Genomic DNA, 25,430 nt, shown 5'->3' on the forward strand with positions numbered 1-25,430 from the left:
GGGCCGCGCCCGTGTCAGAACGGCACCACCCGCGAGTTGAACGACAGCAGCGCCACCCCGTCCGGCGGCGTCAACCGCAGTTCCGTCAGCGCCCCGTTGCGCATGTCCGGCAGCACCCGCCGGTAGTTCTCCAGCGGCATCCCCAGCAGCTCCGACAGCACCAGCCGCATCAGCGTCCCGTGCCACACCACCAGCACCCGTCCGCGCGGGAACTCCTGCGCGATCCGCCACAGCGCCGCCACTCCGCGCCGGGCGGCCGCGCGCGGGTCCTCCTCGCCGGGCAGCGGACTGCCCACCGGATCGGCCCGGAAGGCCGCCACCGCCGCCGGCTCGTCCACCTCGACCTCGGCGAGGGTGCGCCCCTCCGCCGTACCGAAGTCCAGCTCGGTCAGCCCCTCGTCGACGCGCAGCTCCACCCCCGCCGCCCGCGCGGCGGGCGTCGCGGTCAGCCGGGCCCGGGAGAGCGGCGAGGCCCACACCCCGTCCAGCTCCGCCTTTCCGGCCCACACCCCCAGCGCCTCGGCCTGCTCCAACCCCCGCCCGGTGAGCCCGACATTGCTCACCCCCGCGTACCGGTTTCCTTCGTGCCAGAGCGTCTCGCCGTGCCGGGCGAGGAAGAGAGTCGTCATCCGGTCACCGTAGACGACCGCCCGCCGTGACCGGTTCGTCCGCCATGCCCGCCGGCCCGCGTCACCGGCCCCCGCAAGGTCATCGCCGGAACGACCCGCCCCGTGGCATGGTGAGCGGCATGACTGTGCGATCAGCCCGTACGGACAGCGGCTTGCGCGTCGACTCCGAGGCCGGGCGGCTGCGCCGCGTGATCCTGCACCGGCCGGACCTGGAGCTCAAGCGCCTCACCCCCCGCAACAAGGACGCCCTCCTCTTCGACGACGTGCTCTGGGTGCGCCGCGCCCGCGAGGAGCACGACGGCTTCGCGGACGTCCTGCGCGACCGGGGGGTGCGGGTGCACCTCTTCGGCGACCTCCTCGCCGAGTCCCTCGACATCCCCGCCGCCCGCGCGCTGGTGCTCGAACGGGTCTTCCACGAGAAGGAGTTCGGCCCCCTGGCGGCCGGGAAGCTCCTCGACTCCTTCGCCTCGCTGCCCTCCGCCACCCTCGGGGAGGCGCTGGTCGGCGGCATCACCAAACGCGAGTACCTCGAAGCCTTCCCCGAGCCCGTCTCGGTCCGCTTCCACGCCCTGGACCCCGACGACTTCCTGCTGGGCCCGCTGCCCAACCACCTCTTCACCCGCGACACCTCCTGCTGGGTGTACGACGGGGTCAGCGTCAACGCGATGAAGTGGCCGGCCCGCCGGCGCGAGACCGTCCACTTCGAGGCGATCTACCGCCACCACCCCCTCTTCACCGGCACGGACTTCCGCTTCTGGTCGGGCGGCCAGGAGGACTACCCCTCCACCATCGAGGGCGGCGACGTGCTGGTGATCGGCAACGGCGCCGTGCTGATCGGGATGAGCGAGCGCACCACCCCGCAGGCGGTGGAGATGCTGGCCAGGGGGCTCTTCCAGGCCGGCTCGGCCCGTACGATCGTGGCGCTGGACATGCCGAAGCTGCGGGCGTTCATGCACCTCGACACCGTGATGACGATGATCGACGGCGACACCTTCACGCAGTACGCCGGGCTCGGGATGCTCCGCTCGTACACCATCGAACCGGGCTCCGGCGCCGAGGAGTTGAAGGTCACCGACCATCCGCCCGAGCACATGCACCGCGCCATCGCCGCCGCCCTGGGCCTGGACCGCGTCCGGGTGCTCACCGCCACCCAGGACGTGCACTCCGCCGAGCGCGAGCAGTGGGACGACGGCTGCAACGTGCTGGCCGTGGAGCCGGGCGTGGTCGTCGCCTACGAGCGCAACGTCACCACCAACACCTTCCTGCGCAAGCAGGGCATCGAGGTGATCGAGATCCGGGGCAGTGAGCTGGGGCGGGGGCGGGGCGGCCCGAGGTGCATGAGCTGCCCGGTCGAACGCGATCCGGTATAGTGATGCGTTCTTACGCATAATCAAACGCATCGGACCGAGTACGCGGGAGCCCGCCCATGGCACTGGACCTCACCGGTCGCAGCTACGTGAAGGAGCTGGACCACACCGGCGACGAGCTGCGCGAACTGGTCGCCCTGGCCGCGCGGTTGAAGGCGGCCAAGGCGGCCGGCACCGAGGAGCGGCTGCTCACCGGCCGCACCATCGCGCTCCTCTTCGAGAAGAACTCCACCCGCACCCGCTGCTCCTTCGAGGTGGCCGCCGCCGACCAGGGCGCCGCCACCGTCTACCTCGACCCGGCCGGCTCCCACCTGGGCAGCAAGGAGTCCGTCAAGGACACCGCCCGCGTGCTGGGGCGCCTCTTCGACGCGATCGAGTTCCGGGGCGCCGCGCAGTCGACGGCCGAGGAGCTGGCCGCGCACTCCGGGGTGCCGGTCTACAACGGCCTCACCGACGACTGGCACCCCACCCAGACGCTCGCCGACGTCCTCACCATGACCGAGCACTGCCCCCGGCCGCTGGCGGAGCAGACCCTCGCCTACCTCGGCGACGCCCGCTTCAACATGGGCAACTCCTACCTGGTCACCGGCGCGCTGCTCGGCATGGACGTACGCCTGGTCGCCCCCCGCGCGTACTGGCCGGCGCAGGAGGTCGCCGCCGCCGCGCGCCGGATCGCCGAGAGCACCGGCGCGCGCCTGACCCTCACCGAGAGCGTCGAGGAGGGCGTGGCGGGCGCCGACTTCCTCGCCACCGACGTGTGGGTGTCGATGGGCGAGCCCAAGGAGGTCTGGGACGAGCGCATCGCCGCCCTGGCCCCGTACGCCGTGACCATGGACGTCCTGCGCGCCACGGGAAATCCCGCCGTGCGCTTCCTGCACTGCCTGCCGGCCTTCCACGACCTGGGCACCTCGGTCGCCCGCGAGATCCACGAGCGGCACGGGCTGGAGTACCTGGAGGTCAGCGACGAGGTCTTCGAGTCGGAGCACTCGGTGGTCTTCGACGAGGCGGAGAACCGCATGCACACGATCAAGGCCCTGCTGGTCGCCACCCTCGCCTGAGCGGCTGCGGAGCCAGGCCCGGGTACGGGAAGCGGACGGTGCTCCCGCGCTCCTCGCGCGGCCCCGCCACCCGCCCCGGCGCCGGGGCGGCCATCACCGCGGGCCTGCTGTACGGCGGCAGCGCCTGCGCGGTGCGCCCCTGCAGCCGGGCCGCCGCCCGCCGGATCGCCGGGAGCCGCGCCGAGAGCGCCTTGCCCGGACAGCTGGTGCCGAAGCCCTGGTCGTGGCCCGCGACGGCGGGCAGCGTGACGGGGGTGCCGGCGGGGTAGAGGCTCTCGTCGCTGGTGGAGACGAGGCGCACGCGCGCGCGGGGGTCGGTGTGCGACATGCCGAGCTTCCAGGCGGCGAGGGCCGCGATGGACCGCTCCATGGCGGCCGGCACCGGGTTCCCGGCGGTGAAGGTGCCCAGCGCGGCGATACCGGTCGTGCCGCGGTTGAAGCCCAGGGCGTGGGCGCCGACCACCGGCCGGTCGGTGCCGCCCGCGCGGCCCTCGTAGATGGTGCCGCAGCGGTCGACGAGGAAGTTGTAGCCCACGTCGTCCCAGCCGCGGTTGCCGGTCTGGCCGGCGTACAGGGAGCGGATGATGCGCGGGGCGTCGGCGCAGTCGTAGCCGTTGGGCGAGTCGGTGTGGTGGACGAAGACCGCGCCCACCCGGGCCGAGTAGCGGGCGGGCGGCCGGTCGCGGGCCGCGTCGCGGATCCAGCGCGAGCGCGGGAGGACCACCGGCCGGGCGGCGGTGTAGAAGAGGGCGGCCGGCAGCTTGGCCGACGGCCGCGGCCCGGAGCGCTCGGCGGCGGAGCCCGGCAGCAGCAGCGCGCAGACCCCGGCCAGCGCGAGGGCCGTGCCCAGCGCCACGAGGACGGCGTGCCCGCGCCGCCGTCTCGCCCAGGCGGGCAACCCGTGGAGCCCGCCTCGCAGGCGGGCCCCGGTTATCCCCCGGACTCTCCAGAAGTCACGCATCCTCCAACGGTCATGTCCACGGCCGCTCCTGGCGCGGCGGACTGGGCCACTCGGGGCACACCGGCGCGGCATCGGCTTATCGCGTACCCGTGACGACAGTCACCAAGCGGTGATAGCTTCGTGTCATGAGCCCGTTCACCGGATCCGCCGCGAACACCGAGAACTGGGAGCACCTGCGGGTCGCCGCCGAGGACGGCGTCGTCACCGTCACGCTCGACCGCCCGGCCAAGCTCAACGCCCTCACCTTCGGCGCCTACGCCGACCTGCGCGACCTCCTGGCCCAGCTGGCCCGCAGCGGCGGGGTGCGCGCGCTGGTGCTGGCGGGGGAGGGGCGCGGCTTCTGCTCCGGCGGCGACGTGGACGAGATCATCGGCGCCACGCTCGCCCTGGACACCGCCGGGCTGCTCGACTTCAACCGGATGACGGGCCAGGTCGTACGGGCCGTCCGCGAGGCCCCCTTCCCGGTGGTCGCCGCCGTGCACGGCGTGGCCGCCGGCGCCGGCGCGGTCCTCGCCCTCGCCGCCGACTTCCGCGTCGCGGACCCCACCGCGCGCTTCGCCTTCCTCTTCACCCGCGTCGGCCTCAGCGGCGGCGACATGGGCGCGGCCTACCTGCTGCCCCGCGTCGTGGGCCTGGGCCACGCCACCCGGCTGCTGATGCTGGGGGAGGAAGTGGGGGCGGACGAGGCCGAACGCATCGGTCTGATCAGCCAGTTGACGCAGGAGGGCGGCGCGGACGAGGCCGCCCAGCAGCTCGCCCGCCGCCTCGCCGACGGCCCCGCGCTCGCCCACGCCCAGACCAAGGCGCTGCTCACGGCGGAGCTGGACATGCCGCTGGCCGCCGCCGTGGAGCTGGACGCCGCGACGCAGGCCCTGCTGATGAACAGTGCCGACTACACCGAGTTCCACGCCGCGTTCACGGAGAAGCGACCCCCGAAGTGGCGGGGCCGGTAAGACCGGCCGGTCTAAGGATGGTGTGACGCGATGCGCGTGGCCGTCATCGGCGGCGGACCCGGCGGCCTCTACGCCGCCGCCCTGCTCCAACGCCTGGGCCCCGCCCGGCAGATCACCGTCTACGAGCGCAACGCGCCCGAGGACACCTTCGGCTTCGGCGTCGTCCTCTCCGACGAGACCCTCGGCGGCATCGAGCACGCCGACCCGCAGGTCTACGCGGCGCTGCGTGCGCAGTTCGTCCGCTGGGACGGCATCGACCTCGTCCACCGGGGCCGCACCCTGCGCTCCACCGGCCACGGCTTCGCCGCGCTGAGCCGGCGCCGGCTGCTCGCCGTACTCCACGAGCGCTGCCGCGAGTTGGGCGTGGAGCTGCGCTTCGGCGCCCAGGCCCCGCCCGCCGCCGCCCTCGCCGCCACGCACGACCTGGTGATCGCCGCCGACGGTGCGCACAGCGCCACCCGCGCCGCGTACGCCGAGGTGCTGCGCCCCCGGATCGAGGAGCACCGCTGCCGCTACATCTGGCTCTCCGCCCCCTTCGCCCTGGACGCCTTCCGCTTCGAGATCGCCGAGACCGAGCACGGCGTGGCGCAGCTGCACGGCTACCCCTACGCGCCCGACGCCTCCACGGTGATCGTCGAGCTGCGCGAGGAGGTCTGGCGCCGCATGGGCCTGGCCGGACTGGGTGAGGAGGAGTCCGCCGAGCGCTGCGCCAAGCTCTTCGCCGGCGCGCTGGACGGCCGCCCCCTCACCGGCAACCGCTCGCAGTGGACCGCCTTTCGCACGGTGGTCTGCGAGCGCTGGTCTGCCGGCAACACCGTGCTGCTCGGCGACGCCGCCCACACCGCGCACTTCTCCGTCGGCTCGGGGACGAAACTCGCGGTGGAGGACGCCCTCGCCCTGGCCGCCTGCCTGGGCGAACACCCCTCCCTCCCCGAGGCGTTGGCGGCGTACGAGGCCGAGCGGCGCCCCGTCGTCGCCTCCACGCAGCGGGCGGCGCAGGCGAGCCGGGAGTGGTTCGAGGAGCTTCGTCGCCATGTCGACCAGCCCCCGTACCGCCTCGCCTTCAACCTGCTCACCCGCAGCCGCCGCATCACCCACGGCAACCTGCGGCTGCGCGACCCGGAGTTCGTCGGCGCGGTCGAGGCCGAGGCCGGCATCCCGCCGGACACCCCGCCGATGTTCACCCCGCTGCGGCTGCGCGGGCTGACCCTGCGCAACCGCGTGGTGTGCTCACCGATGGACATGTACTCCGCCGTCGACGGGCTGCCCGGCGACTTCCATCTCGTCCACCTCGGCGCGCGGGCGCTGGGCGGGGCGGGGCTGGTGATGACGGAGATGGTCTGCGTCAGCCCCGAGGGCCGCATCACGCCCGGCTGCACGGGCCTGTGGAACGGCGAACAGGAGGCGGCCTGGCGGCGGATCGCCGACTTCGTCCACGCCTCGGCGCCCGGCACGGCCCTGGGCGTGCAGCTCGGGCACGCGGGCCGCAAGGGCTCCACGAAGCCGATGTGGGAGGGCATGGACGAACCGCTGCCCGCGGGCAACTGGCCGCTGCTGGCGCCCTCCCCGCTGCCCTACCGCCCCGGCAGCCAGACCCCCCACGCCCTCACCGCCGTCGAACTGGCGGGCGTACGGGGCCAGTTCGCGGAGGCCACCCGGCGCGCCGCCCGCGCCGGCTTCGACCTGCTGGAGCTGCACTGCGCCCACGGCTACCTCCTGTCCTCCTTCCTCTCCCCGCTGACCAACCACCGCACCGACGCCTACGGCGGCGGCCTCGCCGCCCGCCTGCGCTTCCCGCTGGAGGTCCTCGACGCGGTACGGGCCGCGTGGCCGCCCGAGCGCCCGCTCACGGTCCGCATCTCGGCCACGGACTGGGCGCGCGGCGGCACCACGGCGGACGACGCGGTGGAGATCGCCCGCGCCCTCGCCGCCCACGGCGCGGACGCCGTCGACGTCTCGACGGGCCAGGTCGTCGCGGACGAACGCCCCCGGTACGGCCGCTCCTACCAGACCCCCTACGCGGAGCGCATCCGCGCGGAGGCGGGCGTCCCGGTGATCGCGGTGGGCGCGATCTCCTCCTGGGACGACGTCAACTCCCTGCTCCTGGCAGGCCGAACAGACCTGTGCGCCCTGGCCCGCCCCCACCTCTACGACCCCCACTGGACCCTGCACGCGGCGGCGGAGCAGGGCTACACGGGCCCGGCGGCGCCCTGGCCCCTCCCGTACCGCGCGGGCTCGCGCACGCCCCCCACCGGCCGTACGGACGCGCCCAAACCCCGGCTCACGCTGTGAGCAGCTCCGCCGCGTGCGCCGCGCCGCGCTCCCGCAGCCGCGCGTGCAGGGAGGCGAAGACCTCCGCCGAGCGGGCGCCCGGCCAGTCGTCCGGCAGCAGGGAGCCGGGCAACCCCGGATCCGCGTAGGGGAGTTGGCGGTAGGCGTCCACTGCCAGGAGGTAGTCGCGGTACGCCTCGCGGGCGCCCTGGGTCCCCTTCGCGGACCACCGCGCCAGTACCGGCTCCTGCGAGGCCAGGAACCCCCGGTGCAGCCCCGCGATCGACGGCAGGTCCCACCACCGCGCCACAGCCTCCACCGTCGGCGTGAAGCCCTCGTGCAGACCCCGGAACAGCTCGACGTACGGCGTCAGTTCCAGCCGCAGCAGGGTGTGCCGCGTCTCCTCGTACACCTGCGAGGGCGCGATCCACACCCCCGGCGACGCCTGCCCGAAGCCCAGCCGCGCCAGCCGCGAGCGCAGCAGGTGCCGCTTGCCGCGCTCCTGCTCCGGCACCGAGAAGACCGCCAGCAGCCACTCGCCGTCGTCCTTGAGCGCCGGGCGCTCGTATATCCGCCGGTCGCCGTCGGCCAGCATCACCCGCGCGGAGTCGGAGAGCCGGTAGCGCGAGCCGTCCGCGACGAGGAAGCCGCGCCGCTTCAGTCGAGACACCGCCGAGCGCACCGCCGGCGCGTCCACGCCGACGGCGCCGAGCAGCCGGATGAGCGAGGCGACCGGCAACCCCTCGTCGCCGCCCGCCTCGCGCCCGTACGCCCCGTAGAAGGTGACGATGAGGGATCGCGGAGTGCGCTGTTCTGCCACTCGATCATTCTATCGATCGGCCGCGGAGCCGGACCCTTCCGCCCGCCCCTCTTCCCGCTCCCGCAGCACGAACCGCCGCAGCTTCCCCGTCGGCGTCCGCGGCAGCGACGGCGCGAAGACGATCTCGCGCGGGCACTTGTACGGCGTCAGCTCCGCGCGTACGAACTCCAGCAGCTCGCGCTCCAGTCGAGCCCCCGCCTCCGCCTCGCGCGCCACCACGTGCGCCACCACGACCTGCCCGCGATCGGCGTCCGGCCGCCCCACCACCGCCGCCTCCGCCACGGCCGGGTGGCGCAGCAGCGCCTCCTCGACCTCGGGGCCGGCGATGTTGCAGCCAGCCGAGATGATCATGTCGTCGGCGCGGGCGACGTAGCGGAAGTAGCCGTCGGGCTCGCGGACGTAGGTGTCGCCCGTGATGTTCCAGCCGCCGCGCACGTACTCGCGCTGCCGCTCGTCGGAGAGGTAGCGGCACCCCGTCGGCCCGCGCACCGCGAGCAGCCCCGGCTCCCCGTCCGGCACCTGCCGCAGGTCCGGCCCCAGCACGCACGCCTCGTACCCCGGCACGGGCAGCCCCGTCGTGCCCGGCCGGATCGCCTCGTCCGCGGCCGAGACGAAGATGTGCAGCAGCTCCGTCGCCCCGATGCCGTTGATGATCCGCAGCCCCGTCGCCGCGTACCACTCCCGCCAGGTCGCCTCCGGCAGGTTCTCCCCGGCCGACACGCAGCGCCGCAGGCGGCTCAGATCGTACGAGGCGAGCCTGCCCAGCATCGCCCGGTAGGCCGTCGGCGCCGTGAACAGCACACTCACCCCGTGCTCCGCCAGCGCCGGCAGCAGCGCGTCGGGGCCGGCCTGCTCCAGCAGCAGCGCCGAGGCGCCCACCCGCAGCGGGAAGACCAGCACCCCGCCGAGCCCGAAGGTGAAGCCCAGCGGCGGGCTGCCCGCGAAGACGTCCTCGGCGGTGGGCCGCAGCACGTGCGCGGCGAAGGTGTCCGCGATGGCCAGCACGTCGCGGTGGAAGTGCACGCACCCCTTGGGCCGCCCGGTCGTCCCCGAGGTGAAGGCGATCAGCGCCACGTCGTCCGCGGAGGTCTCCACCGGGGTGAACGACTGCGGCCGCCCGGCCGCGAGCCGCAGCAGGTCGTCCGGTGCCTCCCCGCCGAAGACCGTCACCGCCAGTCCCGGCACCTCCGCCTTCGCCAGCTCGTCCACCGCGCGCACGTCGCACAGCGCGTGCGAGACCTCGGCGATCGCGCACATCGTCCGCAGCTCGTGCGCCCGCTGCTGCGCCAGCACCGTGACGGCGATCGCGCCCGCCTTCATCACCGCCAGCCAGCAGGCCGCCAGCCACAGCGTCGTCGGGCCGCGCAGCAGCACCCGGTTGCCGGGGACGACGCCGAGGTCGCGGACGAGGGTGTGGGCGATGCGGTCCACCTCGCTCCGCAGCCGCCCGTACGACCACACCTGCCCGTGCCCGTCGCGCAGCGCGGGACGGGCGGCGCCGTGGCGCTCGACGGTGCGGTCCAGCAGCTCGGCGCCGCAGTTGAGGCGGTCGGGGTAGCGCAACTCGGGCAGGTCGAAGAGGAGTCGGGGCCACTGCTCGGGCGGCGGCAGGTGGTCGCGGGCGAAGGTGTCGGCGTGGGCGGACGGTCTCAGCTGCATCGCGGTTGCGCCTCCCGGGGGTGCGCCTGCAGAACCGCTTCGAGCGTAGCGTCCTCGTGACGGCAGTCAACAGTGCGCGATAGCCTGCGTATCGGGGGGTGTTCCGGGTCCTCCCGCGGCGTCCGGCACGGCGCCTCGCCGCGTTGCCGAAAAGCCCCGGTGGCTCCGCCGCACGGACTTCCCGGCGCCTTGCGAGGCACCGCACCGGACGCCGCTCCTTCCTCCACGGGAGGACTCGGAACACCCCTACGCGACCCACCGAGCCGGGGAGGCCCACCGATGCCCGAGGCGTACGAGCTGAGCCCCGAGGAGCAGCGCTGGTGCGCGCGGCTGCGCACGCTGGCCGCCGAGCGGCTGCGCCCCCTGGCGGCGGCGGGCGCCGCGGGGGAAGTGAACCGCCCCCTCGTCGCCGAACTCGGCCGACTCGGCCTGCTGGAGCGGGTGTTCCCGCTCGACGGCCCGCCCGTGCGCGCCCTGGACCTGTGCCTCCTGCGCGAGTCCCTGGCCCGCGAGTGCACCGGGGCGGAGACGGCCCTCGCGCTCCAGGGCCTGGGCGCCGGCCCGATCGCCCTCGACGGCACGCAGGAGCAGCGGGCGCGCTGGCTGCCGGAGGTGCGCGCCGGGCGCGCGGTCGCGGCCTTCGCGCTGAGCGAGCCCGACGCCGGCTCCGACGCCGCGGCGCTCGCCCTGCGCGCCGACCCCGACGGCGCGGGCGGCTGGCGCCTGACGGGGGAGAAGACGTGGATCTCCAACGCCCCGGCCGCCGACCTCTCCACCGTCTTCGCCCGTACGACCCCGGGCGCCGGCTCCCGGAGCGTCACGGCGTTCCTCGTACCGGCCGACCGCCCCGGCCTGAGCGGCGAGCCGCTGCGGATGCTCTCCCCGCACCCGATCGGCACCCTGCGCTTCGACGGCGTCCCCGTCGGCCCCGGCGACGTCCTGGGCGAGGCGGACCACGGCTTCGCCGTCGCGATGCGCACCCTGACCCTCTTCCGCCCCAGCGTCGGCGCCTTCGCCGTCGGCATGGCCCAGGCCGCCCTGGACGCCTCCCTGGCGTGGGCGGACGAACGCGAGGCGTTCGGCGCCCGACTGCGCGACCTGCAGTCGGTGGCCCACCGCCTGGCGGAGATGGCCACGCGCGTGGAGGCAGCGCGCCTCCTGGTCTACGCGGCGGCCTGCGCGTACGACAAAACCGCCCCGGACCTGGTAAAACGCGCGGCGATGGCAAAACTGCTCGCCACGGAAACAGCGCAGTGGGTGGTAGACGCAGCAGTCCAACTCCACGGCGCCCGAGCCCTCCAACAGGGCCACCTCCTGGAACACCTCTACCGCGAGGTCCGCGCCCCCCGCATCTACGAGGGCGCAACAGAGATCCAGTACGAAATCATCGCCCGCGAGCTGTACCGGTGAGCGCAGGGCTAGCGCCCTTCGTCGGTGGAAACCGCGTCGGAGGAGTCCTGCGACCGGTCGTCGAACGGGGACAGGGCCCTCGCCTCCTCGACCACCTCCGGATCGACGTACGCCTGCCATCGAGGGCTCACCACGACCCGGTAGAGGTCTGCCAGCCCGAGCGGCGGCTTGACACCGGTCACGGGCCCCTTCTCAGGGTCGTCGCCGTTGACCGTCGAGGCGACCACCCGCGTCCCGTCCGGGCGCAGCAGGTCGACACTCCTGCTGATGAGCAGCCCCTCGTGCCACTCCACCACCAACAGCACCGATCCGTCCGGGAGGTTGGAGACCGTGCAGTTCTCCACCTTCTTGCGGTACGACTCCCGGGCGCAGTTGTAAAACTCCCGCAGTTCGGCGGGCTTACTCGCACTGAACATCAGGCTCTGCACATTGATCTGCACCGTGCGGCCGGTGAGTTCCCCGCCCACCTTCAGCTTCCCGAAGGTCTGCACCGGAATCCCCCCCTCCTTGGGCCAGCTGTCCTGGCCGGTGTACCCGGAGGTCTCCGGCCGCCCCGGCAGCAGGTCCCGCAGGATGTCGACCGTCGCACGCCCGGTGAGCGCCGCCATGCCCGGCGGTGCCGTCTGGCGCCTCGGCAGCTTCCACACCTCGGGGATCGTGACCGCCCCCTCGCGGACCGCCTCCCGCGGTGTGAACGGCTCCCCTCCGGCGAGGGTCGTGGTCGGCAGGTACGCGCCGAAGACCGTCACAGCCATCGAGGCGCACATCACGGCGCCCACCGCGGTGCCGCCCAGTGCCCACCGACGCCGGCGGATCCGTCCGCCCCGCCGCACCGCGCCCGCGACGAGCGCCCGGGTGTCCGGTCGTACATCCGCGACGGCCGCGTTCAACTCGTCCGCGACATCCCGTTCTTCCGCAGCTGCCACGTCCACCGCGTCGTTCGTGTCCATCGTTCAACTCCCCGTCGTCAGAGTGTCGCGTTCAGCGGCGAGCAACTCGCGCAGTCGTCGCAGCGCCCCGCTGGCCCGATTGCGCACCGTGCCGGGCCGCAGCCCCAGCTCCGCCGCCGTCTGCTCGACGCTGCGGTCCTCCCAGTACCGCAGGACGAGCACCGCCCGGTCCTTCGGCGGCAGCCGGCCCAGCGCTTGGAGCAGTGCCACCCGCAGCGCGGGATCGGACGTCGTCCCGGCGCCGTCCGGCAGTACGGAAACCGGCAGCTCGTCGCTCTGCCGCCGCCGCTTGGCGGAGATGTGCGTCCGTACCAGCACGGTGCGGACGTACGCGTCCCGGTTGTCGGCACCGCGCACCCGCAGCCAGGAGGCGTACACCTTCGCCAGCGCCGTCTGCACCAGGTCCTCCGCCTGATGCCAGTCCCCGCCCGTCAGCAGCAGCGCCGTGCGGAAGAGGTGCGGGCCGCGCAGGGTGGCGTACGCCTCGAACTCCTCGTGCCGTCCCGCCATCGAGAGCTCCCCCGTCCGTCACCGCGCCGACCCGCTGTGCGCCCCGGTCAGCCTGTCCACCCCTAGGACGCGCCGAGACTACGTTTGTGTCATCGCCCAGCCCCAGCCCCACCCCTGACCTCCCGCCGGACCCCCCGCCCGCCGTCGAAACGGAGCCCCCGCCCGTGACCGTCCACCGCATCAACCCCCTCTCCCTTGCCAAGCCCTCCGGCTTCAGTCACGCCGTGACCGCGACCGGTGGCACGCTCGTGTTCCTTGCCGGGCAGACGGCGCTGGACCAGCAGGGCCGGATCGCCGGGGACACCCTCCCGGTCCAGTTCGAGCAGGCCCTGCGCAACCTCCTCACCGCCCTGGCCGCGGCGGACGGCGACCCCTCCCACCTCACCCGTGTGACGATCTACGCCACCGATCCCGCGGACTACCGCGCCCACGCCGAGGAGCTGGGCCGCATCTGGCACCGCCGCGCCGGCGGCACCTACCCGGCGATGGCCCTGATCGGGGTCACCCGCCTGTGGGACGAGGAGGCCCTCGTGGAACTGGACGGCATCGCGGTGCTGCCGTAGCCGGAAGCGCCCCGGAATCCGGGCAGGGCCCGGCCCCCACACCCCCGCACCCATGGAGTAGTGTTTATCTCGACATCGAGATACTTGCCGAAGGGCGCCCCCGCACTCGCCCCGCACGGGACCGAGCGGCAGGATTGCGGTGAACCGCGCTTGAGGAAATCTGAAGGAGACTGTCGTGTCGGCGAACAGCTTCGACGCCCGCAGCACGCTGCAGGTGGGTGACGAGTCGTACGAGATCTTCCGGCTGGACAAGGTGGAGGGCGCAGCCCGCCTCCCGTACAGCCTGAAGGTGCTGCTGGAGAACCTGCTGCGGACGGAGGACGGCGCCAACATCACCGCCGACCACATCCGCGCCCTGGGCGGCTGGGACTCCCAGGCGCAGCCCAGCCAGGAGATCCAGTTCACGCCCGCCCGCGTGATCATGCAGGACTTCACGGGTGTGCCCTGCGTCGTCGACCTCGCCACCATGCGCGAGGCCGTCAAGGAGCTGGGCGGCGACCCGGCGAAGATCAACCCGCTGGCCCCCGCCGAGATGGTCATCGACCACTCGGTCATCGCCGACCGCTTCGGCACCCCGCAGTCCTTCCAGCAGAACGTGGAGCTGGAGTACGGCCGCAACAAGGAGCGCTACCAGTTCCTGCGCTGGGGCCAGACCGCCTTCGACGAGTTCAAGGTCGTCCCCCCGGGCACCGGCATCGTCCACCAGGTCAACATCGAGCACCTGGCCCGCGTCGTGATGGTCCGCGGCGGCAAGGCGTACCCCGACACCCTGGTCGGCACCGACTCGCACACCACCATGGTCAACGGCCTGGGCGTGCTGGGCTGGGGCGTCGGCGGCATCGAGGCCGAGGCGGCCATGCTCGGCCAGCCCGTCTCCATGCTGATCCCGCGCGTGGTGGGCTTCAAGCTCACCGGCGAGCTGCCCACCGGCACCACCGCCACCGACCTGGTGCTCACCATCACCGAGATGCTGCGCAAGCACGGCGTCGTCGGCAAGTTCGTCGAGTTCTACGGCGAGGGCGTCTCGCGGGTCCCGCTGGCCAACCGCGCCACCATCGGCAACATGTCGCCGGAGTTCGGCTCCACCGCCGCGATGTTCCCCATCGACGACGAGACGATCAACTACCTGCGCCTGACCGGCCGTTCGCCCCAGCAGCTCGCGCTGGTCGAGGCGTACGCCAAGGAGCAGGGCCTGTGGCTGGACCCGGCCGCCGAGCCGGACTTCTCCGAGAAGCTGGAGCTGGACCTCTCCACGGTCGTCCCCTCCATCGCCGGCCCCAAGCGCCCGCAGGACCGCATCGTGCTGGCAGGCGCCGCCGAGCAGTTCAAGCTGGACGTGCGCAACTACGTCCCGGACGCCGACGAGGCCGGCGAGGAGTCCTTCCCCGCCTCCGACTCCCCGGCGCCCGCCGACCCGACGCCGACCCGCGTCACCACGGTCACGGCCCCCGACGGCTCGACGTACGAGATCGACCACGGCGCCGTCACGGTCGCCGCGATCACCTCGTGCACCAACACCTCCAACCCGTACGTCATGGTCGCCGCCGCGCTGGTGGCCAAGAAGGCGGTGGAGAAGGGCCTGACCAGCAAGCCCTGGGTCAAGACCACCCTGGCGCCCGGCTCCAAGGTCGTCATGGACTACTACGACCGCGCGGGCCTGACGCCCTACCTCGACAAGATGGGCTTCAACCTCGTCGGCTACGGCTGCACCACCTGCATCGGCAACTCCGGCCCGCTGCCGGAGGAGGTCTCCAAGGCCGTCAACGAGCACGACCTCGCCGTGGTCTCCGTCCTCTCCGGCAACCGCAACTTCGAGGGCCGGATCAACCCGGACGTCAAGATGAACTACCTGGCGTCCCCGCCGCTGGTCGTCGCATACGCCATCGCCGGCACGATGAAGACGGACATCACCAAGGACGCTCTGGGCATCGACAAGGACGGCAACCCCGTCTACCTGAAGGACCTCTGGCCCTCCGAGAAGGAGGTCGAGCAGGTCGTCGCCTCCGCCATCGGCGAGGAGATGTTCGCCAGCTCCTACGCGGACGTCTTCGCCGGCGACGCCCAGTGGCAGGCCCTGCAGGTCCCCACCGGCAACACCTTCGAGTGGGACCCGCAGTCCACCTACGTGCGCAAGCCCCCGTACTTCGAGGGCATGACGATGGACCTGACCCCGGTCAGCGACATCACGGGCGCCCGCGTGCTGGCCAAGCTGGGCGACTCGGTCACCACCGACCACATCTCCCCGGCCGGCGCGATCAAGGCCGACACCCCGGCGGGGAAGTACCTCACGGAGCACGGCGTGGAGCGCCGCGACTTCAACAGCTACGGCTCGCGCCGCGGCAACCACGAGGTCATGATCCGCGGCACCTTCGCCAACATCCGGCTGCGCAACCAGATCGCGGCCGGCACCGAGGGCGGCTTCACGCGCGACTTCACGCGCGACGGCGCCCCGGTCTCCTTCATCTACGACGCCTCGCGCAACTACATCGACCAGGGCATCCCGCTGGTCGTCCTGGCGGGCAAGGAGTACGGCTCCGGCTCCTCGCGCGACTGGGCCGCGAAGGGCACCGCGCTGCTGGGCGTCAAGGCCGTCATCGCCGAGTCCTACGAGCGCATCCACCGCTCGAACCTGATCGGCATGGGCGTGCTGCCGCTGCAGTACCCCGAGGGCGCCACCGCCGAGGCCCTGGGCCTCACCGGCGAGGAGGCCTTCTCCTTCACCGGCGTCGAGAAGCTGAACGAGGGCGTCATCCCGCGCACGGTGAAGGTCACCACCGACACCGGCGTGGAGTTCGACGCGGTCGTGCGCATCGACACCCCCGGCGAGGCGGACTACTACCGCAACGGCGGCATCATGCAGTACGTGCTGCGCTCGCTGATCCGCAAGTAGCCACCACGGCGCCGGCCGCTCCCGTACGAGTCCCGTAGGGGTCCCGTACGAGCCGGACCCGCCGCGTCTGACGGCCTTCGGGGCCGCCCCCATCCCAGGGGGCGGCCCCGACGTGCTTCCCCGGCGCACGCCGGGGACCCCGGGGCCTCACCCGCCCCCGCACCCCCGTGCATTCCCCGCCCGCGTACGGGGGAGACTGCCTCTGCGATACGCCGCGAAGGTCGTAGAAAGATCCGTTGTGTCCACCCGCGTGCCACAACGCCGCTGATGGCCGGTGGCCACGCCCGGACATCCCGATGAATTTCCGCCAGGTCTCAACTCGGGAAAGACTGCTGCCCAAACCTGTATTCGATCTTGCCCCCCTGGCGGCAAGTGGACTATACCTATCGCGTCTGAGGGCGCACGGAGCGCTGGACGACCCGGGGGTGGAAAGCGGGCCGAGCGGCCGGCGTCGTCCCCCGGTGTGCCACCCGGCAAGATCCAGTACCGAGCTGATCGCGGTGAGGCGTGTGGAGAGTGAGGACGTGAGCATGGGATCCACCCCCGGCACAGACCATCGCGATCTGATCATGAGCACGACCAGCGCTTCGGCCGTGACCCCGGCACCCGCTTTTCTGAATTCGTGTGCACCGATCGGCCGCTGAGCGGCTCCGAAACGACGGCGAAACGCCCTGGGTGCGCATCTCCGCCACCATCTCACACGGAGATCCACCCGAAGCCGCGCTCACGGAGAAGCGCGGCAAGCACCTCGCCCGACCTGGCCTGACAGCCGAACACGCAGCGAAACCCATGAAGATCCAATCGATCAGTGAGGATGCAGAGATGACCACTCGTAACGGCTCTCTTAACAGGCGGACGTTCCTGCGCGGGGCGATCGCAACGGCAGCCATGGCATCCATGGCGGCTGCGTGTGGTTCTCCCTCCGACGACAGCGGCAGCAAGGGCGGCCCGAAGGGCGAGACCTCGGCCAAGAACCCCTTCGGTGTCGCCAAGAACTCCAAGGTCGAGGCGTGCATCTTCGACGGCGGCTACGGCGTCGACTACGTCGACTACGCCAACCAGGTCATCGGCAGCCAGATCGCCGGCGTCAAGGTCGCGGTCAAGCCGGTCGTCGACATCGCCCCGGAGCTCCAGCCCCGCTTCGTCGGCGGCAACCCGCCGGACCTCATCGACAACTCCGGTGAGGACCAGATCGGCTTCCTCAGCATCCTGGACCAGCTGGAGCCGCTCGACGACGTCCTGGAGGCCAACAACTACGAGGGCAAGAAGATCGCTGACACGATCTACGCCGGCGTCAAGGAGCCCGGGACGTTCAACGGCAAGTTCGTCGCGCTCAACTACGTGATGACGGTCTACGGCGTCTGGTACTCCAAGACGCTGTTCGAGGCCAACGGCTGGACCCCGCCGAAGACGTGGGACGAGGCGCTGGAGCTCGGCCGCAAGGCGAAGGCCAAGGGCAAGTTCCTCTTCGTCCACGGCAAGGAGGCGGCGACCTACTACCAGACGCTGCTGATCGAGTCGGCGATCAAGGAGGGCGGCGACGAGGTCCGCCTCGCCCTCGAGAAGCTGGAGAAGGACGCCTGGTCGCACCCGGCCATCCAGGGTGTCCTCAAGGTCATGGAGACCATGGTCAAGGAGGGCATGTTCGTGCCCGGCGGCTCCGGCACCCAGTTCCAGAAGGCGCAGGCGTCCTGGAGCAACGACCAGAAGGCGCTCCTCTACCCGACCGGTGGCTGGATCGAGAACGAGATGAAGGACGCCACCAAGGCGGACTTCCAGATGACCGGTGTCCCGTCCATGACGCTCACCGCCGACTCGAAGCTGCCCTACGAGGCGGTGCACGCGGCCGCGGGCGAGCCGTTCATCGTCCCCACCAAGGCCAAGAACGCGGCTGGCGGCAAGGAGGTCCTGCGGGCCATGCTGTCGGAGAAGGCGGCTGCCAACTTCTCCAAGACGAAGCTGGCCCCGACGATCGTCAAGGGCACCGTCCCCGCCGACGGCTACGGCTCCTCGGCCCTGGTCGCCCAGTCGAAGATGCTCGAGGCCGCGGGCGAGAACATCTTCACCTGGAACTTCGTCGGCGCCTACGGCATGAACACCGACCAGCTGGTGCCGTGGAACTCCTTCCTCGCCGGTGACCTGGACGCCAAGGGCCTGACCGCGGCGCTGCAGAAGATCTCCGACAAGGTCGCCGACGACGACTCCATCGAGAAGCTGAAGGTCAGCTAGCCCCACCATGAGTGAGACCATCACGACCCCTGAAGCCGCGAGCCGCCGGCCTGTGCCGGCCGCTCGCGGCGGGCGGCCCCGGCGCCGCAAGCTGACCTTCGACCGGGTGACGTTCTTCCTGGCGTTCCTCGGCATCCCGCTGGCCGTCTTCGTGACCTTCGTCCTGATCCCGTTCGTCCAGGCGGTCTACTGGGGGATGACGGACTGGCGGGGCTTCAGCCCGGACTACAACTTCGTCGGTCTGGACAACTTCACCAAGATGTTCGAGGACGACATCTTCCTGAAGGCGTTGCGCAACGTCACGCTGCTGGCGGCGTTCGTGCCGCTGGTGACGTTGACGCTCGCCCTCGGGGTCGCGGTGGCCATCACCCTGGGCGGGCCCAGCAAGGGACCGGTCCGAGGGATCCGGGGAGCATCGTTCTACCGGATCGTCTCGTTCTTCCCCTACGTCGTGCCGGCGATCATCGTCGGCCTGATCTGGGCGCAGATGTTCGACCCGAACGCCGGCCTGGTGAACGGCTTCCTCACCAGGCTGGGGTTCGACTTCGAGTCGTTCTCCTGGCTGGGCGAAGAGGCGACCGCGATGCCGTCGCTGATGTTCGTCTTCGTCTGGGGCCTCGTCGGGTTCTACGCGGTGCTCTTCATCGCCGCGATCAAGGGAGTCCCCGCCGAGCTGTACGAGGCGGCCAAGATCGACGGGGCCGGCCGGTTCCGTACCACGATCTCGATCACCCTGCCGGCGATCCGCGACAGCGTGCAGACGGCGTACATCTACCTGGGTATCGCCGCGCTGGACGCCTTCGTCTTCGTCCAGGCACTGCTGCCGAACGGCGGCCCGAACAACTCGACCCTGACGATCAGCCAGCGGCTGTTCAACGTCGCCTTCCGGCAGGGCCAGTTCGGATACGCCACCGCCATGGGTGTCGTACTCGCCGTCGTCACCCTGGTGTTCGCGGCGCTGGTGTTCGGCGTCAACCGCCTGACCGGCGGTGGCGAGGGCAAAGAGAAAGAGAACGCGCGTGGGTTGAAGGCTCGGCGTGCCGGAGCCAAGGGAGGTGCGAAGTGAGCAGCACCACAGCCACCGACCGGAAGCTGACGAGGGTCACCGCGAACAGCGACCGCAGGTTCGCGACGATCTCGCACGTCCTGCTGATCATGTGGTCGGTCATCGTGATCGTGCCCATGCTGTGGGTACTGATGTCGTCGTTCAAGTCGACCGGCGAGATCCTGTCGTCGCCGTTCTCGCTGCCGGGGCGCTGGCGGGTGGAGAACTACGCGAACGCGTGGACCGACGCGAACATCGGGAAGTACTTCCTGAACTCGGTGATCGTCGTTGTCTCCGCGCTGTTCCTGGTCATGCTGCTGGGCGCGATGTGCGCCTACATCCTGGCCAGGTTCGAGTTCCCCGGGCGCCGGCTGATCTACTACACGATGCTGGCGGGACTGACCTTCCCCTGCTTCCTGGCGATCGTGCCGCTGTTCTTCCAGCTGCAGAACCTGGGACTGCTGAACACCCGTCCGGGGCTGATCCTCACCTACGTCGCCTTCGCGCTGCCGTTCACGATGTTCTTCCTCTACTCGTTCTTCCGGTCACTGCCGCATGACGTGTACGAGGCGGCGCTGATCGACGGCGCCGGTGACTGGCGGGCGTTCTTCCAGGTGATGCTGCCGATGGCGAGCCCGGGTCTGGCCGCGGTGGCGATCTTCAACTTCCTGGGACTGTGGAACCAGTTCCTGCTGCCGGTGGCGCTCAACACCGACCAGGACAAGTGGGTGCTGACCCAGGGGATGGCCGCCTACGCCTCCTCGCAGGTCTACGACATCGACTACGGCGCGCTGTTCGCGGCGATCGTGGTGACGGTGGTGCCCGTACTGGCCGTGTACGTCGTCTTCCAGCGCCGGATCGCCGGCTCGGTGTCGCAGGGCACCTTCCGCTGACACCTGCCGCCGGGACCTGCCGACGGGGCCGCCCGCCCGGGTTAACGATTGTTAACCCGGGCGGGCGGCCCCGTTTTCCCGTGTGCCCCGGGCGCCGTCGCGGAGCGCCGTTCGTGCGGGCCGGGCGCGCGCGGTGATCAGATCACAGTCTCATCAACCCCTTGACGCCGGTAACCCTGTCCACCGAGCCTAGACTTCACAAGTTGTAGACAAGTCCGGGCACAGCGCCGTGCGCCGGGTGGTCGGCGGCCGGCGTGCTGCCGCCTTCGAGGTGGGAGTGGATGGCCGTGGCGACTCCGGGTTCGCAGTCCTCGCTGCACCGGGCCAATCTGGAGCGGGTGGTACGGGCCGTACGGCTGGCCGGTTCGCTCACCCAGGCCGAGATCGCCCGCGGCACCGGGCTCTCCGCGGCCACCGTCTCCAACATCGTCCGCGAGCTGCAGGACAGCGGCACCGTGGACGTCAACCCGACCTCCTCCGGCGGCCGGCGCGCCCGCGCCGTCTCGCTCAGCGGCGACGCCGGCCTCGTGATCGGCGTGGACTTCGGCCACACCCACCTGCGCGTCGCCGTCGGCGACCTCGCCCACCGGATCCTGGCCGAGGAGTCCGAGCCGATCGACGTGGACGCCTCCGCCGCGCAGGGCCTGGACCGCGCGCAGCGCCTGGTCAGGCGGCTGGTCGCCGCCACCGACGCCCCGGCGGAGAAGATCGTCGGCGTCGGCCTGGGCGTCCCCGGCCCGATCGACGTGGCCACCGGCGTGCTGGGCTCCACCTCGATCCTGCCGGGCTGGGCCGGGACCAACCCGCGCGAGGAGCTGGCGGCCCGGCTGGGCATGCCGGTCTACGTGGACAACGACGCCAACCTCGGCGCGCTGGGGGAGATGGTCTGGGGGGCGGGGCGCGGGGTGCGCGACCTCGCGTACATCAAGGTGGCCAGCGGCGTCGGCGCCGGACTGGTGATCAACGGCCAGGTCTACCGCGGCCCCGGCGGCACGGCGGGGGAGATCGGCCACATCACCCTGGACGAGTCCGGGCCCGTCTGCCGCTGCGGCAACCGCGGCTGCCTGGAGACCTTCACCGCCGGCCGCTACGTACTGCCGCTGCTGGAGGCCAGCCACGGCCCCGACCTGACGGTGGAGCGCATGGTGGCCCTGGCCCGCGAGGGCGACCCGGGCTGCCGCCGGGTGGTGGGGGATGTCGGACGTCACATCGGCAGCGGGGTGGCCTCGCTGTGCAACCTCCTCAACCCCAGCCGCGTCGTCCTGGGCGGCGACCTGGCGGAGGCCGGGGAGCTGGTGCTGGGCCCCATCCGCGACTCCGTCGCCCGCTACGCGATCCCCAGCGCCGCACGGCAGTTGGGCATCGAGGTCGGCGCGCTGGGCAACCGGGCGGAGGTCCTCGGGGCGCTGGCGCTCGTACTCAACGAGATGGGCGACAAGTCCGTCCTGGATGGATTCATCCCCGCGCAACCGTCCGCGTTCGGCTAAAGAACGCAAACCATCGTTGCCATCTCGTTAAAGATTTACTTCTTGACGTCAACGGGGTGTCGGAGTTGACTTCTCCTCACCTCGGCCGCAACGACGCGGCCCCGTCAGGGAGGGTTCCCCACGTGAACACGCATCTGCGTCGCGCGGCCGTCGGTCTGGCCGCCGTTTCGATGACCGTCGGCCTCGCCGCGTGCGGCAGCGCCAAGGAGTCCGGCGACAAGGCGGACAAGGGCGGCGAGAAGAAGGGCGACTCGCTGACCATCGGCCTGCTCCTGCCGGAGAACCAGACGGCGCGGTACGAGAAGTCCGACCGCCCGCTGATCGAGGCGAAGGTCAAGGAGCTGACCGGCGGCAAGGGCAAGGTCAACTACGTCAACGCCAAGCAGGACGCCTCGCTGCAGACGCAGCAGATGGACACGATGATCACGCAGAAGGTCGACGCGATCATCCTGGACGCCGTCGACTCCAAGGCCATAGCCGGCTCGGTGACCAAGGCCAAGGAGGCCGGCATCCCGGTCGTCGCCTTCGACCGCCTCGCCGAGGGTCCGATCTCCGCCTACACCTCCTTCGACAACGAGCAGGTCGGCCACGTCCAGGGCAAGGCCCTGCTGGAGGCCCTGGGCGACAAGGCCAAGGACGGCCAGATCGTCATGATGAACGGCGCGGTCACCGACCCGAACGCCGCCTTCTTCAAGAAGGGCGCGCACGCCGAGCTCGACGGCAAGGTGAACATCGGCAAGGAGTTCGACACCAAGGAGTGGAAGCCGGAGAACGCCAACTCCAACATGGAGTCGGCGATCACCTCCCTGGGCAAGGACAAGATCATCGGCGTCTACTCCGCCAACGACGGCATGGCCGGCGGCATCATCCAGGCCCTGAAGGGCGCCGGCTTCGACACGCTGCCCCCCGTCACCGGCCAGGACGCCGAGCTGGCCGGCGTGCAGCGCATCGTCGCGGGCGAGCAGTTCATGAGCGTCTACAAGCCCTACGCCCAGGAGGCCGTCGTGGCCGCCGAGATGGCCGTGGCGCTCGCCAAGGGCGACAAGCTCGACGCCATCGCCCCGGAGAAGGTCGACAGCCCCACCACCCAGGGCGTCCCGAGCAAGATCATCCCGGTTGTCTCGCTGACCAAGGACAACATCACCGACACGGTCATCAAGGACAACGTCTACACGGTCGCGGACATCTGCACCGCCGACTACAAGGCCGCCTGCGACAAGCTCGGCCTGAAGTAGCACCTCCCGGCCGCCGGAGCTCCCCCTCCGGCAGCCGCCGCGGCCGTACGGGGCACCGCCCCCGCCCGGCCCCCGGAGCCCGCCCGGCCCCCGCCCCCGACTTCATCCCCCGCTGCCGCGGGGCGGGGGCCGGACGGAATACCGCCCGGAGTCTTGATCGGTCCCCCGCCGGGGAGTTCACTCCATCCAAGGCTCCCGTTTTTCTCAACCCCCGTGCTGCGCAACCCCGTTGGCGCGGGCATCCCGCCGGTCAGGCGGCGAAGGAGATGGTTCACTTGTCCGCTACGCCCGTGCTGGCGTTGCGCGGGGTCTCCAAGCGGTTCGGTGCGGTGCAGGCACTCACCGACGTAGAGCTTGAGGTCCACGCCGGCGAAGTGGTCGCCCTGGTCGGCGACAACGGCGCAGGAAAGTCCACGCTGGTCAAGACGATCGCCGGCGTCCACCCCATCGACGACGGCGAGATCGAGTGGGGCGGCGAGTCCGTCCGTATCGACAAGCCGCACGACGCCCAGGACCTGGGCATCGCGACCGTCTACCAGGACCTGGCGCTCTGCGACAACCTCGACGTCGTCGGCAACCTCTTCCTGGGCCGCGAACTGCGCAGCCGGGGCGTGCTGGACGAGGTCGAGATGGAGCGCCGCTCGCGCGAGCTGCTCACCACGCTCTCCATCCGCATCCCGAGCGTGCGCATCCCCATCGCCTCGCTCTCCGGCGGCCAGCGCCAGACCGTGGCCATCGCCCGCTCGCTGCTCGGCGAGCCCAAGCTCGTCATCCTCGACGAGCCCACCGCCGCCCTGGGCGTGGAGCAGACCGCGCAGGTCCTGGACCTGGTCGAGCGGCTGCGGGAGCGCGGCCTCGCCGTGATCCTCATCAGCCACAACATGGCGGACGTCAAGGCCGTCGCGGACAAGGTCGCCGTGCTGCGCCTGGGCCGCAACAACGGCGTCTTCGAGGTGCGGACCACCTCGCAGGAGGAGATCATCTCCGCCATCACCGGCGCCACGGAGAACGCCGTGACGCGCCGCAAGGCCCGTTCCCACGGGGAGGTCGCGAAGTGAGCACCGACAAGACCTCCCAGCAGGGCACGCCCGTCGTGGTCCCCGCACAGGCCGCGCCGGTCGACGCCGCCCCCGCCGCCGCGGGCGCCAGCGCCGCGGTGGACCCCCGACTGCTCGTCCGCGAGCAGGGCTTCGCCGGCTACCTCGGCGAGTTCAGGCGCCGGATGCGCTCCGGCGAACTGGGCTCCGTGCCGGTCGTCGTCGGCCTGGTCGTCATCCTGGCGATCTTCCAGAGCATGAACTCCCTCATGCTCTCCGCGGAGAACCTCTCCAACATCTCCGTCGACATCGCGGGCATGGGCCTGATCGCCGTCGGCATCGTCTTCGTCCTGCTCCTCGGCGAGATCGACCTCTCGGTCGGCTCGGTGAGCGGCCTGGCGGGCGCCACCTTCGCGGTGCTCAACGTCAGCCACGGCGTACCGGAGTGGCTCGCGCTGGTCCTGGCGATCCTCGCCGGCACCCTGGTCGGCGTCGTCCACGGCTACTTCTTCGCCCGCGTGGGCGTGCCGGCGTTCGTCGTCACCATGGCCGGACTGCTGGCCTGGAACGGCCTGATGCTGCAGATCCTCGGCTCCAACGGCACCATCAACATCCCCGACACCGGGCTGCTGAAGAAGCTCACGGGCTACTACTTCACGGACGTCGCCGCCGCCTACGGGCTGGCCGTGGTCGCCGTGGGGCTGTACTTCCTCTCGGCCTTCCTCGACAGCCGCCGCCGCGCCGCGGTCGGCGTGCCCTCGCGGCCCGTCAACGAGATCGCGGTGCGCACCGCCGCGCTGGCGGTCCTCGCCTTCGGCTCGGCGTACGTCCTCAACCAGTACAAGGGCCTGCCGCTGGCGCTGGTGATCTTCTTCGTCGTCGTCGTGGTCACGGACCTGGTGCTGCGCCGCACCTCCTTCGGCCGCAAGGTCTTCGCCCTCGGCGGCAGCGTCGAGGCATCCCGCCGCGCCGGCATCAACGTCACCGCGGTCCGCATCTCCGTCTTCGCCATCTCCGGCACGCTGGCGGCGATGGGCGGCCTGCTGATCGCCTCGAAGATCTCCGCGGCCAACCAGGGCGCGGGCTCGGGCGACCTCCTGATGAGCGCGATCGCCGCGGCGGTCATCGGAGGTACGAGCCTCTTCGGCGGCCGGGGCCGCACCTGGTCGGCGCTGCTGGGCGTCCTGGTGATCGTCTCGATCCAGAAGGGCCTCCAGCTGGAGAGCATCGCCGAACCGGTCAAGTACATGATCACCGGCGGTGTCCTCCTCGCCGCGGTGGTCATCGACTCGATCTCCCGCAAAACCCAGAAGACAGCAGGCCGCGCGTAACGCACCCCGCCGAGAACCCCGCCCGCCCCGGGCGGGGTTCTCGCACGCCCGGGGGGCACACCCCCCGGCCCGTCCGGCCCGCGGGCGGAGCGCGCTGCCGGATGCGGTGAGGACTCCCGGCGAAGCCGGAAC

The 25,430-nt window shown here is 71.6% G+C and carries 20 protein-coding genes; 14 read left to right on the top strand and 6 right to left on the bottom strand.

Annotated elements, in window-relative coordinates; translation table 11 throughout:
• Positions 1-14: 14 nt before the first annotated feature.
• The gene (locus ACFQLX_RS09275; RefSeq protein ID WP_386413701.1) at positions 15-629 is read right to left on the bottom strand and encodes a histidine phosphatase family protein; all 615 of its coding nucleotides are present in this window, start codon (positions 627-629) and stop codon (positions 15-17) included.
• 119 nt (positions 630-748) lie between these two features.
• On the opposite strand from ACFQLX_RS09275, the gene ACFQLX_RS09280 reads away from it, so the two are divergent.
• A complete protein-coding gene (locus tag ACFQLX_RS09280) occupies positions 749-1,999 on the top strand; it encodes an arginine deiminase (RefSeq protein WP_386413703.1) in 1,251 nt (416 codons plus the stop codon).
• A gap of 56 nt (positions 2,000-2,055) precedes the next feature.
• On the top strand, positions 2,056-3,054 hold the full coding sequence (argF, locus tag ACFQLX_RS09285) for an ornithine carbamoyltransferase (protein WP_386413704.1): 999 nt from the start codon (positions 2,056-2,058) through the stop codon (positions 3,052-3,054).
• Here the strand turns inward: argF and ACFQLX_RS09290 are convergent.
• A complete protein-coding gene (locus ACFQLX_RS09290; RefSeq protein WP_386413705.1) occupies positions 3,023-3,910 on the bottom strand; it encodes a peptidoglycan recognition protein family protein in 888 nt (295 codons plus the stop codon). The genes argF and ACFQLX_RS09290 overlap by 32 nt on opposite strands.
• Positions 3,911-4,140: 230 nt before the next feature.
• On the opposite strand from ACFQLX_RS09290, the gene ACFQLX_RS09295 reads away from it, so the two are divergent.
• Both ACFQLX_RS09295 and ACFQLX_RS09300 read left to right on the top strand, forming a co-directional pair.
• Complete coding sequence (locus tag ACFQLX_RS09295; protein WP_386413706.1) at positions 4,141-4,968, top strand: enoyl-CoA hydratase family protein; 828 nt, start codon at positions 4,141-4,143, stop codon at positions 4,966-4,968.
• 30 nt (positions 4,969-4,998) lie between these two features.
• Complete coding sequence (locus ACFQLX_RS09300) at positions 4,999-7,260, top strand: bifunctional salicylyl-CoA 5-hydroxylase/oxidoreductase (RefSeq protein ID WP_386413708.1); 2,262 nt, start codon at positions 4,999-5,001, stop codon at positions 7,258-7,260.
• On the opposite strand, the gene ACFQLX_RS09305 is transcribed toward ACFQLX_RS09300, so the two are convergent.
• Together ACFQLX_RS09305 and ACFQLX_RS09310 are read right to left on the bottom strand one after the other, a co-directional pair.
• Positions 7,250-8,059, bottom strand: a complete 810-nt coding sequence (locus tag ACFQLX_RS09305; protein ID WP_386413709.1) for a PaaX family transcriptional regulator — start codon at positions 8,057-8,059, stop codon at positions 7,250-7,252. The two genes, ACFQLX_RS09300 and ACFQLX_RS09305, sit on opposite strands and share 11 nt — an antisense overlap.
• A gap of 9 nt (positions 8,060-8,068) precedes the next feature.
• Positions 8,069-9,718 (bottom strand): AMP-binding protein, encoded by a 1,650-nt coding sequence (locus ACFQLX_RS09310; protein WP_386413711.1) that lies wholly within the window; start codon positions 9,716-9,718, stop codon positions 8,069-8,071.
• Between the two features lie 279 nt (positions 9,719-9,997).
• Between ACFQLX_RS09310 and ACFQLX_RS09315 the strand changes: the two genes are divergently transcribed.
• Entirely contained in the window at positions 9,998-11,128 is a 1,131-nt protein-coding gene (locus tag ACFQLX_RS09315) for an acyl-CoA dehydrogenase family protein (protein WP_386413712.1), read from the top strand.
• An 8-nt stretch (positions 11,129-11,136) separates the two neighbouring features.
• Here the strand turns inward: ACFQLX_RS09315 and ACFQLX_RS09320 are convergent, their stop codons facing one another.
• Both ACFQLX_RS09320 and ACFQLX_RS09325 read right to left on the bottom strand, forming a co-directional pair.
• Positions 11,137-12,078: a hypothetical protein gene (locus tag ACFQLX_RS09320; RefSeq protein ID WP_386413714.1), complete on the bottom strand. Its 942-nt coding sequence runs from the start codon at positions 12,076-12,078 to the stop codon at positions 11,137-11,139.
• A 3-nt stretch (positions 12,079-12,081) separates the two neighbouring features.
• A complete protein-coding gene (locus ACFQLX_RS09325) occupies positions 12,082-12,588 on the bottom strand; it encodes a SigE family RNA polymerase sigma factor (RefSeq protein WP_386413715.1) in 507 nt (168 codons plus the stop codon).
• A gap of 164 nt (positions 12,589-12,752) precedes the next feature.
• Between ACFQLX_RS09325 and ACFQLX_RS09330 the strand changes: the two genes are divergently transcribed.
• The 9 genes from ACFQLX_RS09330 (at position 12,753) to ACFQLX_RS09370 (ending at position 25,298) form a co-directional block, all read left to right on the top strand.
• Positions 12,753-13,151 carry a RidA family protein gene (locus ACFQLX_RS09330; protein ID WP_386413716.1) on the top strand — a complete coding sequence of 133 codons (399 nt, stop codon included), beginning with the start codon at positions 12,753-12,755 and terminating at the stop codon, positions 13,149-13,151.
• A gap of 175 nt (positions 13,152-13,326) precedes the next feature.
• A complete protein-coding gene (gene acnA, locus ACFQLX_RS09335) occupies positions 13,327-16,041 on the top strand; it encodes an aconitate hydratase AcnA (RefSeq protein WP_386413718.1) in 2,715 nt (904 codons plus the stop codon).
• Between the two features lie 897 nt (positions 16,042-16,938).
• Positions 16,939-18,270: an N-acetylglucosamine/diacetylchitobiose ABC transporter substrate-binding protein gene (gene ngcE, locus ACFQLX_RS09340; protein ID WP_386413719.1), complete on the top strand. Its 1,332-nt coding sequence runs from the start codon at positions 16,939-16,941 to the stop codon at positions 18,268-18,270.
• A 7-nt stretch (positions 18,271-18,277) separates the two neighbouring features.
• Positions 18,278-19,336, top strand: a complete 1,059-nt coding sequence (locus ACFQLX_RS09345) for a carbohydrate ABC transporter permease (RefSeq protein ID WP_386413720.1) — start codon at positions 18,278-18,280, stop codon at positions 19,334-19,336.
• The gene (locus ACFQLX_RS09350) at positions 19,333-20,208 is read left to right on the top strand and encodes a carbohydrate ABC transporter permease (RefSeq protein WP_386413722.1); all 876 of its coding nucleotides are present in this window, start codon (positions 19,333-19,335) and stop codon (positions 20,206-20,208) included. The genes ACFQLX_RS09345 and ACFQLX_RS09350 overlap by 4 nt, the downstream gene beginning before the upstream one ends.
• A 287-nt stretch (positions 20,209-20,495) precedes the next feature.
• On the top strand, positions 20,496-21,695 hold the full coding sequence (locus tag ACFQLX_RS09355) for an ROK family transcriptional regulator (RefSeq protein ID WP_386413800.1): 1,200 nt from the start codon (positions 20,496-20,498) through the stop codon (positions 21,693-21,695).
• 170 nt (positions 21,696-21,865) lie between these two features.
• Complete coding sequence (locus ACFQLX_RS09360) at positions 21,866-22,930, top strand: substrate-binding domain-containing protein (RefSeq protein ID WP_386413801.1); 1,065 nt, start codon at positions 21,866-21,868, stop codon at positions 22,928-22,930.
• Between the two features lie 266 nt (positions 22,931-23,196).
• Positions 23,197-23,988 carry an ATP-binding cassette domain-containing protein gene (locus ACFQLX_RS09365; RefSeq protein ID WP_386413724.1) on the top strand — a complete coding sequence of 264 codons (792 nt, stop codon included), beginning with the start codon at positions 23,197-23,199 and terminating at the stop codon, positions 23,986-23,988.
• Positions 23,985-25,298: a sugar ABC transporter permease gene (locus ACFQLX_RS09370; RefSeq protein ID WP_386413726.1), complete on the top strand. Its 1,314-nt coding sequence runs from the start codon at positions 23,985-23,987 to the stop codon at positions 25,296-25,298. Before ACFQLX_RS09365 ends, ACFQLX_RS09370 begins: the two co-directional genes overlap by 4 nt.
• Positions 25,299-25,430 lie beyond the last annotated feature (132 nt).

This window comes from Streptomyces polyrhachis (assembly GCF_042663125.1).
GTDB classification, from domain to species: domain Bacteria; phylum Actinomycetota; class Actinomycetes; order Streptomycetales; family Streptomycetaceae; genus Streptomyces; species Streptomyces polyrhachii.

What these genes read in the sequence shown, in the direction of transcription:
- ACFQLX_RS09365 (WP_386413724.1), top strand. Translation starts at nt 23,197, where the DNA reads ATGGTTCACTTGTCCGCTACGCCCGTGCTGGCGTTGCGCGGGGTCTCC.
- ACFQLX_RS09280 (WP_386413703.1), top strand. Translation starts at nt 749, where the DNA reads ATGACTGTGCGATCAGCCCGTACGGACAGCGGCTTGCGCGTCGACTCC.
- ACFQLX_RS09315 (WP_386413712.1), top strand. Translation starts at nt 9,998, where the DNA reads ATGCCCGAGGCGTACGAGCTGAGCCCCGAGGAGCAGCGCTGGTGCGCG.
- ngcE (WP_386413719.1), top strand. Translation starts at nt 16,939, where the DNA reads ATGGCGGCTGCGTGTGGTTCTCCCTCCGACGACAGCGGCAGCAAGGGC.
- ACFQLX_RS09275 (WP_386413701.1), bottom strand. Translation starts at nt 629, where the DNA reads ATGACGACTCTCTTCCTCGCCCGGCACGGCGAGACGCTCTGGCACGAA.
- ACFQLX_RS09345 (WP_386413720.1), top strand. Translation starts at nt 18,278, where the DNA reads ATGAGTGAGACCATCACGACCCCTGAAGCCGCGAGCCGCCGGCCTGTG.
- argF (WP_386413704.1), top strand. Translation starts at nt 2,056, where the DNA reads ATGGCACTGGACCTCACCGGTCGCAGCTACGTGAAGGAGCTGGACCAC.
- ACFQLX_RS09300 (WP_386413708.1), top strand. Translation starts at nt 4,999, where the DNA reads ATGCGCGTGGCCGTCATCGGCGGCGGACCCGGCGGCCTCTACGCCGCC.
- ACFQLX_RS09360 (WP_386413801.1), top strand. Translation starts at nt 21,866, where the DNA reads ATGACCGTCGGCCTCGCCGCGTGCGGCAGCGCCAAGGAGTCCGGCGAC.
- ACFQLX_RS09325 (WP_386413715.1), bottom strand. Translation starts at nt 12,588, where the DNA reads ATGGCGGGACGGCACGAGGAGTTCGAGGCGTACGCCACCCTGCGCGGC.
- ACFQLX_RS09295 (WP_386413706.1), top strand. Translation starts at nt 4,141, where the DNA reads ATGAGCCCGTTCACCGGATCCGCCGCGAACACCGAGAACTGGGAGCAC.
- ACFQLX_RS09310 (WP_386413711.1), bottom strand. Translation starts at nt 9,718, where the DNA reads ATGCAGCTGAGACCGTCCGCCCACGCCGACACCTTCGCCCGCGACCAC.
- ACFQLX_RS09320 (WP_386413714.1), bottom strand. Translation starts at nt 12,078, where the DNA reads ATGGACACGAACGACGCGGTGGACGTGGCAGCTGCGGAAGAACGGGAT.